Origin of the sequence: Bradyrhizobium arachidis (assembly GCF_015291705.1) — a bacterium.
Taxonomy (GTDB): Bacteria; Pseudomonadota; Alphaproteobacteria; order Rhizobiales; family Xanthobacteraceae; genus Bradyrhizobium; species Bradyrhizobium arachidis.
Genome location: NZ_CP030050.1, coordinates 590,942 through 606,836 on the forward strand (window position 1 = coordinate 590,942; position 15,895 = coordinate 606,836).

Consider the following 15,895-nt stretch of genomic DNA (forward strand, 5'->3'; position numbering starts at 1 on the left):
ATGGAAGGACGACAGACATGAACACGTCACGCCGCATTTTGCTCACGGGTCTGGCGGGGCTTGCTGTTGCTCCGGCCGCGGTCGCCGCCGCCCCGTCGTCCGAGCCCGGGGACGTGACGGTCGCCGAAGAGCGCTTTGCTCGCACGATCGCCGCCGCCCATGCGCCCGATATCAACTGCGCGCGGCAGGCGGAACGGTATGCGGACGCGCACTGGCCGGAATATGTAGTGGCAGCCAGGGCGGTGATTGGCGCGCGCGTGTGAGTCGCGCTTTTATTTCTCCACTGCCCGCCTGACCTGCTCGCCGATCTGCGACAGCACGAGCTGGGCCTGCGGCAGGATCGCGCCCATGGCGTGGAAGTTGTGGACCATGCCGTCATGGCAGACGTGCTCGACCGCGACGCCCGCGGCGAGCAGCTTGCGGGCATAGGCATTGCCCTCGTCGCGCATCGGATCGAACTCGGCGGTGTGGATGATCGCCGTCGGCAGGCCCGCGAGCCGTGTCGCGCGCAGCGGCGAGATGCGGGGATCGGCGGCGTCCAGGCCCTCGGGCAGATAGTCGGCGAGATCGGCCTCGATCGTGACGCGGTCGATCAGATGGCCCTCGGCGAATTCCTCGCGCGAAGGTGAGGTCTCCTCGAAATCCAGCACCGGGCAGATCAGGCATTGCGCGACGATGGAAAGGCCGGCGCTTTGCGCGGCTTCCTGGCACACGATCGCAGCCAACGTGGCGCCGGCGGAATCGCCGCCGACCACCAGCCGTTCGGCGTCGATGCCGAGCGAAGCCGCTTCGCGCGCGACCCATTCGGTTGCGGCGATCGCATCGTCCACGGCGGCCGGGAATTGATGTTCGGGCGCGAGCCGGTAGTCGACCGAGACGAGGCGGCAGCCGGTCGCATGCGCCAGCGCCGCGGCGATGCGGTCGTGTGTCGCAATGCTGCCGGCGACAAGGCCGCCGCCATGAAAGAACACGAAGCCCGGCGCGTGCTCGCCCGCGCTCGCGGGTGAATAGAGCCGATAGGGCAGCGCTCCGGCGGGACCGGGCAGTACACCGTCTGACGTCGTCACGTCAGGCGCGTCAGCGCGCACGAATTGCATCAGCTTCGCCAGCGACTGCCGCCGCGCCTCGACGCTCGGCCGGCTCCGCGCTTGGGATCCGGCCGCAGCCATCATGGTCAACAAACGCTTTGCGAGCGGATCGAGCGGCATGGGACACTCCGTGACGTGCGCACAGTATAGCGGATTTGCTCAGTCTTACCCTCCCCTGGAGGGTATCCAAATCCCGCAGCAAATCGTTTAGAAATTGGGACAATAGTGCCGGAACATTTCCAGGGGAGGCCGGTCATGGCCGAGATCAAGAAGCCGATCGAATATTCGCCGAGCTGGACCTTCTTCGAGGGCAAATGGCACGACGGCAATGTGCCGATCATGGGCCCGCGCACGCATGCGGCCTGGCTCGGCTCGGTCGTGTTCGACGGCGCGCGCGCTTTCGAGGGCGTCGCGCCCGATCTCGACCGCCACGTCGCCCGCGCCAATCAATCCGCGATCAACTTTGGCCTGAAGCCGGTGGTCGATGCCGGAACCTGGCTCACGCTCGCGAACGAGGGCATCGCGCGCTTTGCACCGAATGCCGAGCTCTATGTGCGTCCGATGTACTGGGCGCAGAACGGCTCGGGCGGCGGCGTGCTGTTCGACCCCGAGACCACCAATTGGTGCCTGTGCATCTACGAAGCGCCGATGCCGAAGCCTGCCGGCAACGCCATCACGCTGTCGCCGTTCCGCAGGCCCACCGCCGAATGTGCGCCGGTCGAAGCCAAGGCCGCCTGTCTCTATCCGAACAATTCGCGCGCGCTCGCAGAGGCCGCCGCGCGCGGCTTCCAGAACGCACTGATGCTCGACATGCTCGGCAACGTCGCGGAGTTCGGCAATTCCAACGTGTTCATGGCCAAAGACGGCGTGGTGTTCACGCCGGTGCCGAACGGCACCTTCCTCAACGGCATCACGCGCCAGCGCGTCATCAGCCTGCTCCGCGGCGACGGCATCACCGTGGTGGAGAAGACGCTGCGCTATGCCGACTTCCTCGCCGCCGACGAGATCTTCTCCACCGGCAATTTCGCCAAGGTCGCACCGGTGATCCGCATTGACGAGCGCGAGCTGAAGCCGGGCCCGCTGTATACCAAGGCGCGAAAACTCTATTGGGACTTTGCGCATGCGGTGAAGCTGGCGGCATAGGCCGCGGTCATTGCGCGCACTCTCTCGCCAAATACTCCACTGTCATCGCCCGACTTGATCGGGCGATCCAGTATCCCAGAGGCTGCTGTGATTCCTCGATAGGCCGCGGCGTACTGGATGTCCCGCCTTCGCGGGGCATGACGGCTACTTCTTAGCCGCGCCGTTTAAACCGGCTGAACTGAAACGCCTGCGTCGAATCCCACGGCGTGTGATGCGTCTCGCGGCGCGTCTCGACCAGCGCGAATTCCGGCCCGAGCTCTGCGGCAAGGCTCGCGCTGTCGTGCCGCTGCACCGGCAGGCCGCTGCATTTCTCCGGACCATCAGGCGCAAACGTCGCGATGATGACATGCCCTTCTGGTTTGACCGCCGTCCGCAGACGCTCGACATAAGCAGCCCTGTCGTGCGGGTCGGTCAGGAAGTGAAACGCCGCGCGATCGTGCCAGACATCGTAGGTCTTCATTGGCCGCCACGTCGTGGCATCGGCGACGATCCAGTCGACCGTTGAAGCGGCGGCGCCGATCCGCTTCTTGGTCGCATCAAGCGCGTCGGCGGAAAGATCCAGCACAGCGAGATCGCGATATCCGTCCCGCAGCAGCGCATCGACCAGCCGCGAGGCCCCGCCGCCGATATCGATGATGGCCGCGTCATGGTCCGGAGCGGCCGCGCGAATCATTTCGAGGGAGATCGTTGGGCTGGCCTGAAACCAGCTGACCTCGGTCTCGCCCTTGGTGGCGTAGACGCTCTGCCAGTGCGTGGTGCGGTCAGACATGGCGGCTCCGGCCTCGGCCGGGGGACAGCAGCGCGTAAGCGGCGCTGCCGGGATCAAGTGGCAATTCGCGCGTCCGCCGGAGGCGGACGCGCCGGCGCGAACGAAGGGCTACTCGTCCTTCTTCGACATCTGTTCGAGGCGCTCCTGCATTTCCTTCATCTGCTGGCGCAGGTCGTCGATGTTGCTGTCCTTGGGCGCCTCGGCGCTCGCATCGGGCTCCGGCTCGGGGCTCGCTGCCGGGCGGGGCGCGGCGAACGGCTTGAACATCGAGAAGGTCTGTTGGAACAGCTCCATGTTGCGGCGGACCTGCTCCTCCAGCGGCGCGAACGGCGTGCCGGACAGCGTGTTGGCGATCTGCTTGCGGAATTTCTCCTGCTCCTGGGTCAGCGTCGCGATCGACTGCTCCAGATATTTCGGCACCACCATCTGCATGCTGTCGCCGTAGAAGCGGATCAGCTGGCGCAGGAAGGTGGTCGGCAACAGGTTCTGGCCGGCCTTGTTCTCCTGCTCGAAGATGATCTGGGCCAGCACGGAGCGGGTGATGTCGTCGCCGGTCTTGGCGTCGTAGACCAGGAAATCTTCGCCGTCCTTGACCATGGCGGCGAGGTCTTCCAGCGTCACGTAGGTGCTCGTTCCGGTGTTATAGAGCCGGCGGTTCGCGTATTTCTTGATCGTGGTGGGTTGGTCTGATTTCGCCATGGGCTCTCACTTGCAAACGCTGAGAACGGGAACCCGGCGGCTATGCCGCAGGGCGGGAAGAGTACGCAACGCAACAAAATAAGCATTTTCAAAGGGGTCACGCTACCGTTTTGTGCGCCACGGTTAATCGGGCAGCAAAAACATGCTTGCGAAAGCGCCAAGAACGCTATTTTGAATGCGCTGCGGCATGGATTCGGTCGTCGGCCGATTGACATGCCTCAACGACGTTAACAGGATGCCTGACGAGACTGACGGGCCTTTTCCCAACCGCCCGCCTGCCCCTTTTTAGAAAACCTCAAGCCCCAGGAGATGCCCATGTCAGACGATGTCGTCATCGTCAGCGCCGCCCGCACCCCGGTCGGAAGCTTCAACGGAGCGTTCGCGACCCTTCCCGCCCATGACCTCGGCGCCGTCGCCATCAAGGCCGCGCTGGAGCGTGGTGGCATCGAGCCCGGCCGGGTCTCGGAAGTCATCATGGGCCAGATCCTGACCGCGGCCCAGGGCCAGAACCCCGCCCGCCAAGCCTCGATCATAGCCGGCATTCCGGTCGAAAGCCCGGCCTGGGGCGTGAACCAGCTTTGCGGCTCCGGCCTGCGCACCGTTGCGCTCGGCTACCAGGCGCTGCTCAACGGCGATTCGGAGATCGTGGTCGCCGGCGGCCAGGAATCCATGAGCATGGCTCCGCACGCCCAGCACCTGCGCGGCGGCGTCAAGATGGGCGGCCTCGAATTGGTCGACACCATGATCAAGGACGGCCTGTGGGATGCCTTCAACGGCTACCACATGGGCAACACCGCCGAGAACGTCGCGCGGCAGTGGCAGATCACCCGCGCCCAGCAGGACGAGTTCGCCGTCGCCTCGCAGCAGAAGGCCGAGGCCGCGCAGAAGGCCGGCAAGTTCAAGGACGAGATCGTTCCCGTCACCATCAAGACCCGCAAGGGCGACGTCGTCGTCAGCGACGACGAATATCCGCGTCATGGCGCAACGATCGATGCGATGGCCAAGCTCAAGCCCGCCTTCGAGAAGGACGGCACGGTTACCGCAGGCTCGGCCTCCGGCATCAATGACGGCGCTGCCGCCGTGGTGCTGATGACCGCCAAGCAGGCGGCCAAGGAAGGCAAGAAGCCGCTCGCGCGCATCGTGTCGTGGGCGCAGGCCGGCGTCGATCCGAAGATCATGGGCTCGGGCCCGATCCCGGCTTCGCGCGCCGCACTGAAGAAGGCCGGCTGGAACGTCGGCGATCTCGACCTGATCGAGGCCAACGAGGCCTTCGCGGCGCAGGCCTGCGCCGTGAATAAGGACCTCGGCTGGGATACCTCGAAGGTCAACGTCAACGGCGGCGCGATCGCGATCGGCCATCCCGTCGGCGCCTCGGGCGCGCGCGTGCTGGTGACCTTGCTGCACGAGATGCAGAAGCGCGATGCGAAGAAGGGCCTCGCCACGTTGTGCATCGGCGGCGGCATGGGTATCGCGATGTGTCTGGCGCGCGACTGAACGTCGCCGGCGTGAAACTGACGCGTGCGCCGCACACCTGATTGAGTGCGTTGCACGCGACTAAAAAGGCAGCGGTTGCAAATCAAATATTCTTCGCAACTGCGCAAGCCTCGACTAAATACAAACGCCCGGCTCAACGCCGGGCGTTTTGTTCTTGATGTCCGTCAAACCAGCCGCATAATCCACCGTTAAAAACGATCACTCAGAAACGTCCGAAGAGTCCAAGGGAAGGAATACGATATGGCACGTGTTGCATTGGTGACGGGTGGTACACGGGGCATCGGAGCTGCGATCAGCAAGGCGCTGAAGGCGGCCGGCTACAAGGTCGCGGCGAGCTACGCCGGCAACGATGCCGCGGCGGAGAAGTTCAAGGCCGAGACCGGCATTGCCGTCTACAAATGGGACGTCAGCAGCTTCGACGCTTGCGCCGAAGGCGTGAAGAAGGTCGAGGCCGATCTCGGGCCGATCGAGGTGCTCGTCAACAATGCCGGCATCACCCGCGACACCGCCTTCCACAAGATGACGCTCGAGCAGTGGAACGCCGTCATCAACACCAATCTCGGCTCGCTGTTCAACATGACGCGCCAGGTGATCGAGGGCATGCGTTCGCGCAAGTTCGGCCGCATCATCTCGATCTCGTCGATCAACGGCCAGAAGGGACAGTTCGGTCAGGTCAACTATTCCGCGGCGAAGGCCGGCGACATCGGCTTCACCAAGGCGCTGGCGCTGGAGAACGCCAAGGGTGGCATCACCGTGAATGCGATCTGCCCCGGCTATATCAACACCGAAATGGTGCAGGCGGTGCCGAAGGACGTTCTGGAGAAGAACGTGATTCCGCAGATCCCGGTCAGCCGGCTCGGCGAGCCCGAGGAGATCGCGCGCGCGGTCGTGTTCCTCGCCGCGGACGATGCGGGCTTCATCACGGGATCGACCATGACCATCAATGGCGGCCAGTATCAGGCCTGATTTGGCCGCAGCCCTTTGATCCAAAAGCCTGTAGCTTCGGGCCCGACAAGGCGATAGTGAAGACGAAAATGCCCGGCCTCGTGCCGGGCATAAACGTCCTCAGAGCCTTTTGATCGATGAGCCCCCGCACAGCCACACTGATCGGACTGACCGCGATCCTGATGTGGTCGCTGCTGTCCGTGATGACGGTCGCGACCGGAAAGATCCCGGCGTTCCAGCTCGCCGCGATGACCTTTGCGATCGGCGGTCTCGTCGGTCTCTTGACCTGGATCGGCCGCGGCGATGCCGCAAAAAGCCTGCGCCAGCCGCTGGTCGTGTGGGTTGTCGGCGTTGGCGGCCTGTTCGGCTATCACGCGCTGTATTTCCTCGCGCTGCGCTTTGCGCCGCCCGCAGAAGCTGGCCTTCTGAACTACATGTGGCCGCTCTTGATCGTGCTGTTCTCGTCCTTCCTGCCCGGCGAGCGGCTCGCCTTACACCACATCATCGGCGCCGTGCTCGGCCTCGTCGGCACCGTGCTGCTGTTCGCCGGCAACACCAGCGGTTTTGCGCCGGGGGCGGTGCCGGGATTGATTGCGGCCTTCATCGCCGCCTTCGTCTGGGCGACCTATTCGGTGCTGTCGCGCCGGCTCAAGGCGGTGCCGACCGATGCGGTCGCCGGCTTCTGCCTCGCCACATCCGGGCTCGCCGCGCTGATGCATGGTGTGCTGGAAACCACGGTGTGGCCGGAGACCGCGCTGCAATGGCTCGCCGTGATCGGGCTCGGCATCGGCCCCGTCGGCGCCGCCTTCTACGCCTGGGACATCGGCATGAAGCGCGGCGACATCCGCGTGCTCGGCGCCGCCTCCTACGCGACGCCGCTGCTCTCGACCGGCTTCCTCATCGCCGCCGGGTTTGCAAAGGCCAGCGCCAACATCGCCATCGCTGCGATCCTGATCGCCGGCGGCGGGTTGATCGCTGCGAAGGACATGGTGCTGCGGAAAAGGTGATTGTCATTTCGAGTTCGCCGCTTGCGCGCCGCCTCGGAACGACAGCGTCGAGCTACGGCTCCCAGCCCTTCGGCGCCAGCTCGAACTTGGCGAACTCGAATGCGGGCGCAACAGTGCAGCCGACCAGCGTCCACTCGCCCGTGGTCTCCGCCATCTGCCAGGCATTCGCCGGCACGATCGCCTGCGGACGCTCGCCGCCGAGCAGGTCGGTGCCGAGCCGTACCTCGTGCTGGGAACAGCCGTCATGGGCGATGCGCAGCATCAAGGGGCCGCCGGCGTAGTAATGCCAGGTCTCGACCGCATCGATGCGGTGCCAGTGCGAGCGTTCGCCGCGCGCGAGCAGGAAATAGATGAGCGTCGAGCGCGAACGGCCGTTGGCATCCGTGCTCTGGTCGCGAAAGGTCTCGCGATAGTGCCCGCCCTCGGGGTGCGGGCGGAGTTCGAGGCGTGCGATGATCTCGGCTGCGGTCGGCATCGATCCCCGTCAGGACTTGTTTGTTCAGGACTTGTTTTTGCGCTCGCGCAGCTCGCCGAACACCGCGGCGGCATCCGCGCCCTTCATGTGTAGCTTGGCTGCGACCTCGGGCGCATCAGCCCGCAGGAACACGTTTGCTCGCTTCTCGTCACCAAGCAGTGAGGGAATCGTCGGCTTGTTCTCGGCCCGCAGCTTCGCTACCTCCGCCGCGCGCGCCTGGAGCGCCGCGTTATCAGGCTCGACGGTGAGTGCGAATTTGACGTTGGACGCCGTGTATTCGTGGCCGCAATAGAGCTTGAAGTCGTCGGGCAGGGCGCGGAGCTTCAACAGCGAGTCCCACATCATCGGATAGGTGCCCTCGAACACGCGGCCGCAGCCGATCGAGAACAGCGTGTCGGCGGCGAACACCGTCTTCTCATTGTCGAACACGTAGGAGATGTGGTCGAGCGTGTGGCCCGGCGTCTCGACGACGCGCGCGAGCAGATTACCGACCTTGACCACGTCGGCATTGGCAACGCGCAGATCGACGTTCGCAATCTTCGTCGTCTTGTCGTGCGGCGCGACGACGCGGCAATTGTATTTCTGCTTGAGTTCGGCGACGCCGCCGACATGATCGCCATGATGATGGGTGATCAGGATGTCGGTGAGCTGCCAGCCCTCGCGCTCCAGCGCCGCAAGGATGGGACCGGCCTCCGGCGCATCGATCGACGCGGTTGCCTTGGTTTCCACATCGTGGATCAAATAACCGAAATTGTCGTTTAAACAGTTGAAAGTACGAATTTCGGCGGCCATGACATCTCCATCGCGCTCAGCCCCGCCAGACAAATATGGCGTTAACGTTGCGCAGGCAATGCAATATTCCGCGCGCAGCAGTGCCCTCGTGCATGTTACATTGCCGTCATGAGCATCGATGTCGTCGATCTTCGCGAGTTCTATTCCCGCCGCCTCGGGATCGTGGCGCGGCAAATGATCAATCGCGGCATCAGGGAGCGCTGGCCGAATGCCGACGGCCAGCGCGTGCTTGGCATCGGCTATCCGACGCCCTATCTCGGGTTGTTTCGCGAGGATGCCGAGCGCTGCATCGCCTTCATGCCGGCGGCCCAGGGCGTGCTGAAATGGCCGACGGGACGGCCGGCGCTGGCCTCGCTGGTGGATGAATTCACGCTGCCGCTTCCCGACGCCGCGGTCGACCGCATCCTGCTGATCCACGCGCTGGAGATGTCGGACGATCCGGCTGCGCTGCTGCGCGAGGTGTGGCGGGTGCTGTCGCCTTCGGGGCGCGTCATCGCGGTGATCCCGAACCGGCGGGGAGTGTGGACCCGCACCGACAACACGCCGTTCGGCCACGGCCGGCCCTATTCGCGCTCGCAGATCACCGAGCTGCTGCGCCAGACCTGGTTCACGCCGACCGCCTGGGGCGAGGCGCTGTTCATGCCGCCCTATGCCGGCGGCTGGGTGCTGAAATCGGCGCAGATGTGGGAGCGTGCCGGCGCGGCGCTGTCGCTGCCCTTTGCCGGGGTGCACATCGTCGAGGCCACCAAGCAGGTCTACCGCGCGATCCCCGCCAAGCACGAACGCGCGCGCCTCATTCCCGCACTGACCAAGCCGGTGCTGGTGCCGTCCTCGACCACGGTCACGCGGAGCTAAGGCACAAGCGTCGCCGGGACCACGGTGCGCTCCCTCTCCCGCTTGCGGGAGAGGGCTGGGGAGAGGGTGCCTCCGCAGAGAGATTCCCCGAGAGGAGAGAGCCCTCACCCGGCGCTTTGCCATAGCCGAGGCTCTGCCTCGGCGTTTCTGAGAACGGCCGCCGGAGGCGGCCTACGCCTCTCCCGCAAGCGGGAGAGGTGCAACACCGCCACCGACTGTTCTCAAACAAACGTCCCGGCGCGAGGCCGGGACGATTGCAGATCAGAAAATCAGAAAAGGCTTACTCGCCGGGCGCGAGATCGTCGCTCGAACCGGCGGGCGCTGCCTCGCGCTCGGGGCGCGGGCCGTGCGGCCGGCGCCGGCGGCGCGGATAGCGTTCGCCACCGCCGCCCTCAAAGCCGCCCTGGCCGGCATTGGCGCCGACATTCGCTTGCGGCTGTGCGCCGGTGATGAAGGAGGGCAGGCGGTCGACGCTGCCGGCATCGGCGATGACGGGCTGCGGCTGGTTCGCAGGTTGCGGCTGCGGTTGATATTGCGGCTGCGGACGATGGTCGCGTTCGCGGTGCTCGCGCGGCTGCTGGTTGTCGCGCTGATAGGGCTGCTGGCCGTCGCGGCTCTGGTGATCACGCTGGTGATGATCGCGCTGGCCCTCGCGCATGTAAGGCTGCTGCTGTTGCGGCTGCGGGACGAAGCCCGGCTCCTGGCCGAAATTCGAGAAATTCTCGCCGTCGTCCTCGCTATCGTCGCTGGTGCTGATCGGCTCGTCGCCGCGCGGCTGCTGCTGGTTCTGGCGGAACTGTTCCTGGGCCGCCGCGATCAGGCGGAAATAATGCTCGGCATGCTGGTAGTAGTTCTCGGCTGCAACGGGGTCGCCGGAGGACCGCGCGTCGCGCGCGAGCTGGAGATATTTCTCGGCGATGTGCGAGGCCGTGCCGCGGATCTTGATGTCGGGTCCGTTGGACTCGTAGACCCGGGTCATCGGGTTCTGGCCGCGCCGGTTGTTGTTGTTGTTATTGTTGTTGCGGTTGCGCATCCGCTGCTTGTTCTGACCGTTTCTCATGTCCTGCCTTTAATTCCAGCCCTAAAGGTTGCACGCATTACTGATTGCTAGGAGTGACTTGCTGACAGCGGTTCACATGTCTCGCGCGCACCGCGCGCAAGAGCGGATCGAACCCTGCCGATGTTCGTCGACCGTCGCGTTCAACAAAGACGCGTTCCCCACTCGCCAGCATCCATCGCCAGCGAACCCATTCATATCGCCTGCCGAAACAAGCCCAGCTTTGTTGCGTAAGTCTTCAAGCGCAATATCTGGCTTTCGTTCACGTTGCGGTCGGAGAGCAGCGCAGCTCCACTGGCCATCGCGCTCAACAGGACCTGCGGCTTGGAACCTATAATCAGTAACGCTCTCGCCCGAGAGCCCCGGCTTTCGCCCGTAGGTGTACGGGGCCGGCACCGATGTGTTGAGCGGAACGTAGTCGTTCCGAAGGGATATTCCAAGAGCTTTTTACAGGCCAATCGGGCTTTTATGGGGGCATTTTTCGGGCCGATACGGCTCGGAGAATGCCTCCAAGGTCGGCCTTGGCTGGCCTGTCCACCGATAACGCGGCAGCCCCCATCAAGGTTTCAATATTCCGGGCCTGGCCCTGGCCGGCCTCGACGATCAGCGCCCCGCCTGCGGCGAGAAGCTCGGCCGCCTGCGGGATCAGGATGCGGTAGGCATCATAGCCGTCATTGCCGCCATCGAGCGCCAGATGCGGATCGTGCTCGCGCACCTCGATGTTCAATTTCGGAATTTCAGCTGAGGGAATATAGGGCGGGTTCGACACGATGAGGTCGAACGGGCCTTGAAGCGCCGCCGCATAAGAGCAGGCGACGAAGGCGGCGCGGCCGGACAGGCCGAGTGTGGCCGCATTATCGCGTGCGGTGTTGAGCGCGGTCAGGCTGACATCGGTGCCGACGCCGAACGCCTCGGGAATCTCGTGCAGCAAAGCGAGCAGGATGGCGCCGGATCCGGTGCCGATATCGGCGATTCGCGGGCGCCGCCCCGAAACCCTGAACTCGCGAAAAATCTCGAGCGCCAGCTCGACCACGGTTTCAGTGTCCGGCCGCGGCACCAGCGTTGCCTCGGACAGCCGGAACGGCAAGCCCCAGAATTCCCGTGCTCCCAAAATGCGGGCGACCGGCTCATGCGCGAGCCTGCGCTGCGCATAGCCTTCCAGCCGCGCAGCCTCGTCAGGTGTCAGTCGTCGCGCCGCCTGCGTCACCATGGCGGTGAGATCGAGCTCCACGGCCGCGCCGACGAGCAGGCGTGCATCGAGGCCGGGCTCCTCGATGCCCGCCGCTTGCAGCCGTGCCGCAAGCGCGCGTCGCGCGCTCTCGATGCTGTGTCTGGAATCTGTCGCCAATGGAACCATCCTGCCTTGGCATCGTGGATAGATCGGCGGACTTGCTTGCGTCAACGGAAAGGAGCGCGTTTGATCGCGCCGCGTGGCGAAGGGAGGCATCCATGACGGCCTATGACGATCAGAACGTCTTCGCAAAGATCCTGCGCGGCGAAATTCCCTGCTTCGAGGTGTTCAGGGACGACCGCAGCTTCGCCTTCCTCGACATCATGCCGCGCTCACCGGGGCACACGCTGGTGATCCCGAGGGCTCCAGCGCGCGGCATTCTCGACATCGCCGATGACGATCTCGCCGCGGTTGCCCGCACCGCCAAGCGGATCGCGATCGCGGCGATGAAGGCCTTCGACGCGGAAGGGATCATCCTCCAGCAGTTCAGCGAGCCCGCCAGCGGGCAGGTGGTGCTTCACCTGCACATGCATGTCATGCCGGTCCGGGCCGGCATCGAGCTGCTGCCGGCGCAGACGCGCAAGGAGGACATGGCCGTGCTCGCCGAGCATACCAAGCGGATGATCGCGGCGCTTGCTGGCTGATTTGGCGTCTGACGTGATCAGCTTCGCTCCACCAACCTACCAGCGAACTTTCCTCGACCTTCATCATCGTTTGTTCAGCGGGCGGGGTCGAAGGGGGGAGCCAATCGGACATTCGAGCGCGGCACGATCCCAGCTTCCAGTATCAGCCGCCGCCCGATAGGTGCTCTGCAGAAACGCCATAAGCGTCTCCTCAGGCTCGCTGGATTTTCGCACGAGGTCGTAGGGCAGGAGATATTCGCCGAGCTTGTTATCGAAGTATGCGCCTTCCGGCATGACCTGTCCGTCAGCGAAGCCGTTCGGGGTGGGATAGGCATAGGAATAGAAGGCCGCGAACTCCGCACCACCTCCGCCCGGCCAGAAGCCGGCGGAGGAGACCTCATCGCTATAGGCCTCGCGGGTCACGACATCAGGCAAACCCGGAACGCCGCCCGGATGAAGCGGGGCGGGACGACCGGAGAAGCGCGTCACCGCGAGATCGAAGCTGCCCCAGAAGAGATGGACCGGACTGACCTTCCCCGTGAATCCTGTCCGAAACCGATGAAAGACTCCGTTGATCGCCACGAGGGCTCGAAAGAACCGCGTCACGGCGTCCGCATCGTAGGGCCTGATTTGGCGGTCATCCCGGAACGGGATCGGATTCGGGACCTCGCTGGGCCGACCGTCGAATTCCGGTATTCCGCCGAGATGTCCTATCAGTTCGCAGAACCGGGTGTGAAATTCGGCGACGGACATTCGCCCGAGCGGCATTTCAGCCCTGCAGCCGTCGGCCGCCTCTCCGATCAGGACATGACGGCAGAGATCGAAGACGATCTCGATGCCAGATCCGTCCGGAACCAGTGAAGTCGTGAGCCCGCGTGCATTCACGTAGAAAGTCGCGTGCCAGGAATGGTTGACCCACGGCGTTCTCGCGAGCCGATACTTGCCGACAACCTGGCAATACAAATGAAGCGCAGAACAGCTTTCGCGCCATGCCTCGAAGGGGATCTCCGGCCAGATCGTGCTCATGGTGTCTTCTCCCGACTTGGGCAAGACCTCACCTCTACGGGCGACCCGGTGTCCGCCTTGGGCACCAGTCGACATTCCGGGGTGGGGCCGCGTGTCCGCTCGCTCCTCGAAAGCAGACACCCCGAGTTTATGGGTAGACGCCCTAGACGCCAAGATAGCGTTGCAGCAGTTCCGGCTGGGCCTTGAGTTCCTGCGCCGGACCTTCGTGCACGATGTGGCCGTTATTGATGATGTAGATCCGCGTCGCCAGCGCCAGCGTTGCCGCCAGATTCTGTTCGACCAGCACGATGGTCTGGCCGGCGGCCGCGAGCTCGCGGCAGGCCTTGACGAGATCGTGGACGATCACCGGCGCAAGCCCCTCGAACGGCTCGTCCAGCAGCACGATCTTGGGATCGCGCACGAGTGCCCGTGCGATCGCCAGCATCTGCTGCTCGCCGCCGGAGAGCTCGGTGCCGCGGTTGCTGCGCCGCTCCTTCAGCCGCGGAAACATCTCGTAGATGCGCCCGAGCGGCCAACGCTTCGGCGCAGTGATGCCGGCGAGGACGATGTTCTCCTCCACTGACAGGCTGCCAAAGATGCGGCGCTCCTCGTGCACGAGCTGCATGCCCGCCTGCGCGATCTTGTGGCTCCGCCGACCGGCAACGTCGATGCCGTCGAACTTGATGCTGCCGCTGCGCGGCGTCACCACGCCCATCAGACTCTTCAGCGTCGTGCTCTTGCCGGCGCCGTTGCGGCCGAGCAGCGCCACCACCTCGTGACGCTCGACATGCATGGCGACGTCGAACAGGATATGGGAATCGCCGTAATAGCTGTTCAGGCCGTTGACCTCGATCAGGCTCATGCGGCGATCTCCCCATGCACGCCGCCGAGATAGGCCTCCTGCACCGCGGCGTTGGTCTTGATTTCCTCGGGCGTCCCCGAGATCAGCACCTTGCCCTCCTGGAGCACCGTCACACGTTCGACCAGCTCGAACAGCGAATCCATGTCGTGGTCGATGATGATCATGGTGCGGCCGCGTGCGATCGACTTGAGCAGCTTGACGGTCTCGACGCGCTCGCGCGGGCTCATGCCGGCGAGCGGCTCGTCGAGCAGCAGCAGGCGCGGCGAGGTCGCGAGCGCAAGCCCGATCTCCAGCCTGCGTTTCTCGCCATAGGCAAGCTCGGACACCGGCGTGTCGGCGCGGCGGGTGAGGTTGACCAGCGCCAGCGTGTGCTCCACCTGCTCGGTCAGGCCCTTCACGCTCGAGAGCTTCTTGAACAGGTCGAGCCGGAATTTTCCGCGCAGCTCGGCGAGGGCGGCGATGGTCAGGTTCTGCCGCACCGTGAGGCCGGTGAAAAGCTGGTTGACCTGGTAGCTCTTGGTCAGCCCGAGCTGGCACACCTCGGTGACTTTCAATCCCGTGATGTCGCGTCCCTCGAACACGATCTGGCCGGAGGTCGGCGCGACCTCACAGGTCAGCATTTTGAAGAAGGTCGATTTGCCCGCGCCGTTGGGCCCGATGATGCCACGCAGCTCGCCCTGATTGACGCTGAAATCGATGTCGCTGTTGGCGACGAGGCCGCCATAGCGCTTGGTGAGGCCGGTCGCCTTCAGGATAGGTCCGGAATAAGCGGGGTGCGCAACCTCTTTGGCCAACATCGGCGCCGGCGCGAGGTGCTGGGGAATCGCGGCGTCAGCGGCGTCCTGCTCCATCTCCGTGTCCGACCGCCGACGCTTGCCCGAGACGAGGCGATAGAGATCGGCCAGCCCGCCGATGATGCCGCCGCGCAGGAAGCAGACCAGCAGCACGAACACGACGCCCAGCACCAGCTTCCACGCGGCCCCCAGGCCGAGCGCGGATTGAAGGAAATCCTGAAGGAACAGCCAGACGGTTGCGCCGACCAGCGGTCCGAACAGCGTGCCGCGGCCGCCGATCGCAGTTTGCATCACGAGCTGGCCGGAAGTGTCGAACGTGAAAGCATCGGGCGGCATGAAGGCCTGGAGCACGCCGAGCAGGCCACCGGCGAAGCCGGCATAAGCGGCTGCGATCACGAAGGCAGTCAGCTTGTAGCCGTGGATGTTGTGGCCGACGGCGGTGGCGCGCAGCGGATTGTCGCGGATCGCGCTCAGAATCGCCCCGACCGGCGAGCGCACGATCCGGAGCGCGATGATGACGCCGACGAAATAGCACAGCGCGATGAACTGATAGAGCGACCAGCCATTGGTGAAGTGCACGGTGGTGAAGCCGAGATTGAAGCTCGGCGTCGGCACGCCCGGCAGGCCGTTCTCGCCGCCGGTGAAATCCGACAGCGGATTGAACTCGACGAAGAAGAATACTTCCGCGATCGCCACGGTGATCATCGCGAAGTAGATGCCGGTCCGCCGCAGCGCGATCAGGCCGATCAGATAGCCGGTCGCTGCCGCCGCGATCATGCCGATGATCAGCGCGCCCAGCACGTTGCCGAAGCCGGCGCGGGTCAATAGGTACGCCGCGACGAAGCCGCCGGTGCCGTAGAAGGCGGACTGGCCGAACGAGAGCAAGCCGGTGAAGCCGAACAGGATGTCGAAGCCGAGGCCGAACAGGCCCCAGACCAGGATCCGGTTCACGGTGTTGGGGGCGAAGCCGAGATGAGGCAGCACGAAGGGCGCTGCGATCAACCCGATCGCGGTCAGGGTCTCGATCAGGAACGGGCGTTGCTTGAGCATCGGGAA

At 64.7% G+C, this 15,895-nt stretch carries 17 protein-coding genes; 7 read left to right on the plus strand and 10 right to left on the minus strand.

Annotated features, from left to right (window positions below):
- Positions 1-17 precede the first annotated feature (17 nt).
- A complete protein-coding gene (locus WN72_RS02760; protein WP_027563496.1) occupies positions 18-263 on the plus strand; it encodes a hypothetical protein in 246 nt (81 codons plus the stop codon).
- Positions 264-272: 9 nt separating this feature from the next.
- Here the strand turns inward: WN72_RS02760 and WN72_RS02765 are convergent, their stop codons facing one another.
- Entirely contained in the window at positions 273-1,208 is a 936-nt protein-coding gene (locus tag WN72_RS02765) for an alpha/beta hydrolase (protein ID WP_092218493.1), read from the minus strand.
- A 135-nt stretch (positions 1,209-1,343) separates the two neighbouring features.
- Here WN72_RS02765 and WN72_RS02770 point away from each other — a divergent pair, with 135 nt between their 5' ends.
- Entirely contained in the window at positions 1,344-2,231 is an 888-nt protein-coding gene (locus WN72_RS02770; protein WP_092218494.1) for a branched-chain amino acid aminotransferase, read from the plus strand.
- A gap of 151 nt (positions 2,232-2,382) precedes the next feature.
- On the opposite strand, the gene WN72_RS02775 is transcribed toward WN72_RS02770, so the two are convergent.
- Both WN72_RS02775 and phaR read right to left on the minus strand, forming a co-directional pair.
- A complete protein-coding gene (locus WN72_RS02775; RefSeq protein WP_092218495.1) occupies positions 2,383-3,000 on the minus strand; it encodes a class I SAM-dependent methyltransferase in 618 nt (205 codons plus the stop codon).
- 108 nt (positions 3,001-3,108) lie between these two features.
- Positions 3,109-3,699: a polyhydroxyalkanoate synthesis repressor PhaR gene (gene phaR / locus WN72_RS02780; protein WP_027563492.1), complete on the minus strand. Its 591-nt coding sequence runs from the start codon at positions 3,697-3,699 to the stop codon at positions 3,109-3,111.
- Between the two features lie 315 nt (positions 3,700-4,014).
- Here phaR and WN72_RS02785 point away from each other — a divergent pair, with 315 nt between their 5' ends.
- The 3 genes from WN72_RS02785 to yddG all read left to right on the plus strand — a co-directional run bounded on the left by WN72_RS02785 (position 4,015) and on the right by yddG (position 7,145).
- The gene (locus WN72_RS02785; protein ID WP_092218496.1) at positions 4,015-5,193 is read left to right on the plus strand and encodes an acetyl-CoA C-acetyltransferase; all 1,179 of its coding nucleotides are present in this window, start codon (positions 4,015-4,017) and stop codon (positions 5,191-5,193) included.
- 240 nt (positions 5,194-5,433) lie between these two features.
- Complete coding sequence (gene phbB, locus WN72_RS02790; protein ID WP_092218497.1) at positions 5,434-6,159, plus strand: acetoacetyl-CoA reductase; 726 nt, start codon at positions 5,434-5,436, stop codon at positions 6,157-6,159.
- A gap of 116 nt (positions 6,160-6,275) precedes the next feature.
- The gene (gene yddG / locus WN72_RS02795; protein ID WP_027563489.1) at positions 6,276-7,145 is read left to right on the plus strand and encodes an aromatic amino acid exporter YddG; all 870 of its coding nucleotides are present in this window, start codon (positions 6,276-6,278) and stop codon (positions 7,143-7,145) included.
- A 52-nt stretch (positions 7,146-7,197) separates the two neighbouring features.
- Here yddG and WN72_RS02800 read toward each other — a convergent pair whose 3' ends face one another.
- Together WN72_RS02800 and gloB are read right to left on the minus strand one after the other, a co-directional pair.
- Positions 7,198-7,620 (minus strand): cupin domain-containing protein, encoded by a 423-nt coding sequence (locus tag WN72_RS02800; RefSeq protein ID WP_027563488.1) that lies wholly within the window; start codon positions 7,618-7,620, stop codon positions 7,198-7,200.
- A 24-nt stretch (positions 7,621-7,644) separates the two neighbouring features.
- Positions 7,645-8,412, minus strand: a complete 768-nt coding sequence (gene gloB / locus WN72_RS02805; RefSeq protein ID WP_027563487.1) for a hydroxyacylglutathione hydrolase — start codon at positions 8,410-8,412, stop codon at positions 7,645-7,647.
- A gap of 108 nt (positions 8,413-8,520) precedes the next feature.
- Between gloB and WN72_RS02810 the strand changes: the two genes are divergently transcribed.
- On the plus strand, positions 8,521-9,267 hold the full coding sequence (locus tag WN72_RS02810) for a methyltransferase domain-containing protein (RefSeq protein WP_027563486.1): 747 nt from the start codon (positions 8,521-8,523) through the stop codon (positions 9,265-9,267).
- A gap of 280 nt (positions 9,268-9,547) precedes the next feature.
- On the opposite strand, the gene WN72_RS02815 is transcribed toward WN72_RS02810, so the two are convergent.
- Positions 9,548-10,327, minus strand: coding sequence for a DUF4167 domain-containing protein (locus WN72_RS02815; RefSeq protein WP_092218498.1), 780 nt, complete (start codon positions 10,325-10,327; stop codon positions 9,548-9,550).
- Positions 10,328-10,790: 463 nt separating this feature from the next.
- Entirely contained in the window at positions 10,791-11,681 is an 891-nt protein-coding gene (gene prmC / locus WN72_RS02820) for a peptide chain release factor N(5)-glutamine methyltransferase (RefSeq protein WP_092218523.1), read from the minus strand.
- A gap of 92 nt (positions 11,682-11,773) precedes the next feature.
- On the opposite strand from prmC, the gene WN72_RS02825 reads away from it, so the two are divergent.
- The gene (locus tag WN72_RS02825) at positions 11,774-12,199 is read left to right on the plus strand and encodes an HIT family protein (RefSeq protein ID WP_092218499.1); all 426 of its coding nucleotides are present in this window, start codon (positions 11,774-11,776) and stop codon (positions 12,197-12,199) included.
- A gap of 63 nt (positions 12,200-12,262) precedes the next feature.
- On the opposite strand, the gene WN72_RS02830 is transcribed toward WN72_RS02825, so the two are convergent.
- The 3 genes from WN72_RS02830 to WN72_RS02840 all read right to left on the minus strand — a co-directional run bounded on the left by WN72_RS02830 (position 12,263) and on the right by WN72_RS02840 (position 15,889).
- Complete coding sequence (locus tag WN72_RS02830; RefSeq protein ID WP_092218500.1) at positions 12,263-13,204, minus strand: DUF5996 family protein; 942 nt, start codon at positions 13,202-13,204, stop codon at positions 12,263-12,265.
- A gap of 142 nt (positions 13,205-13,346) precedes the next feature.
- On the minus strand, positions 13,347-14,045 hold the full coding sequence (locus tag WN72_RS02835) for an ABC transporter ATP-binding protein (RefSeq protein ID WP_027563481.1): 699 nt from the start codon (positions 14,043-14,045) through the stop codon (positions 13,347-13,349).
- Positions 14,042-15,889 (minus strand): branched-chain amino acid ABC transporter ATP-binding protein/permease, encoded by a 1,848-nt coding sequence (locus WN72_RS02840; RefSeq protein WP_092218501.1) that lies wholly within the window; start codon positions 15,887-15,889, stop codon positions 14,042-14,044. Before WN72_RS02840 ends, WN72_RS02835 begins: the two co-directional genes overlap by 4 nt.
- Positions 15,890-15,895 lie beyond the last annotated feature (6 nt).

Coding starts and splice junctions, on each gene's coding strand:
- WN72_RS02810 (WP_027563486.1), top strand. CDS start 8,521: ATGAGCATCGATGTCGTCGATCTTCGCGAGTTCTATTCCCGCCGCCTC.
- WN72_RS02785 (WP_092218496.1), top strand. CDS start 4,015: ATGTCAGACGATGTCGTCATCGTCAGCGCCGCCCGCACCCCGGTCGGA.
- WN72_RS02840 (WP_092218501.1), bottom strand. CDS start 15,889: ATGCTCAAGCAACGCCCGTTCCTGATCGAGACCCTGACCGCGATCGGG.
- WN72_RS02815 (WP_092218498.1), bottom strand. CDS start 10,327: ATGAGAAACGGTCAGAACAAGCAGCGGATGCGCAACCGCAACAACAAT.
- WN72_RS02765 (WP_092218493.1), bottom strand. CDS start 1,208: ATGCCGCTCGATCCGCTCGCAAAGCGTTTGTTGACCATGATGGCTGCG.
- WN72_RS02775 (WP_092218495.1), bottom strand. CDS start 3,000: ATGTCTGACCGCACCACGCACTGGCAGAGCGTCTACGCCACCAAGGGC.
- phbB (WP_092218497.1), top strand. CDS start 5,434: ATGGCACGTGTTGCATTGGTGACGGGTGGTACACGGGGCATCGGAGCT.
- WN72_RS02825 (WP_092218499.1), top strand. CDS start 11,774: ATGACGGCCTATGACGATCAGAACGTCTTCGCAAAGATCCTGCGCGGC.
- phaR (WP_027563492.1), bottom strand. CDS start 3,699: ATGGCGAAATCAGACCAACCCACCACGATCAAGAAATACGCGAACCGC.
- WN72_RS02830 (WP_092218500.1), bottom strand. CDS start 13,204: ATGAGCACGATCTGGCCGGAGATCCCCTTCGAGGCATGGCGCGAAAGC.
- WN72_RS02835 (WP_027563481.1), bottom strand. CDS start 14,045: ATGAGCCTGATCGAGGTCAACGGCCTGAACAGCTATTACGGCGATTCC.
- WN72_RS02770 (WP_092218494.1), top strand. CDS start 1,344: ATGGCCGAGATCAAGAAGCCGATCGAATATTCGCCGAGCTGGACCTTC.
- yddG (WP_027563489.1), top strand. CDS start 6,276: ATGAGCCCCCGCACAGCCACACTGATCGGACTGACCGCGATCCTGATG.
- prmC (WP_092218523.1), bottom strand. CDS start 11,681: ATGGTTCCATTGGCGACAGATTCCAGACACAGCATCGAGAGCGCGCGA.
- WN72_RS02760 (WP_027563496.1), top strand. CDS start 18: ATGAACACGTCACGCCGCATTTTGCTCACGGGTCTGGCGGGGCTTGCT.
- WN72_RS02800 (WP_027563488.1), bottom strand. CDS start 7,620: ATGCCGACCGCAGCCGAGATCATCGCACGCCTCGAACTCCGCCCGCAC.
- gloB (WP_027563487.1), bottom strand. CDS start 8,412: ATGGCCGCCGAAATTCGTACTTTCAACTGTTTAAACGACAATTTCGGT.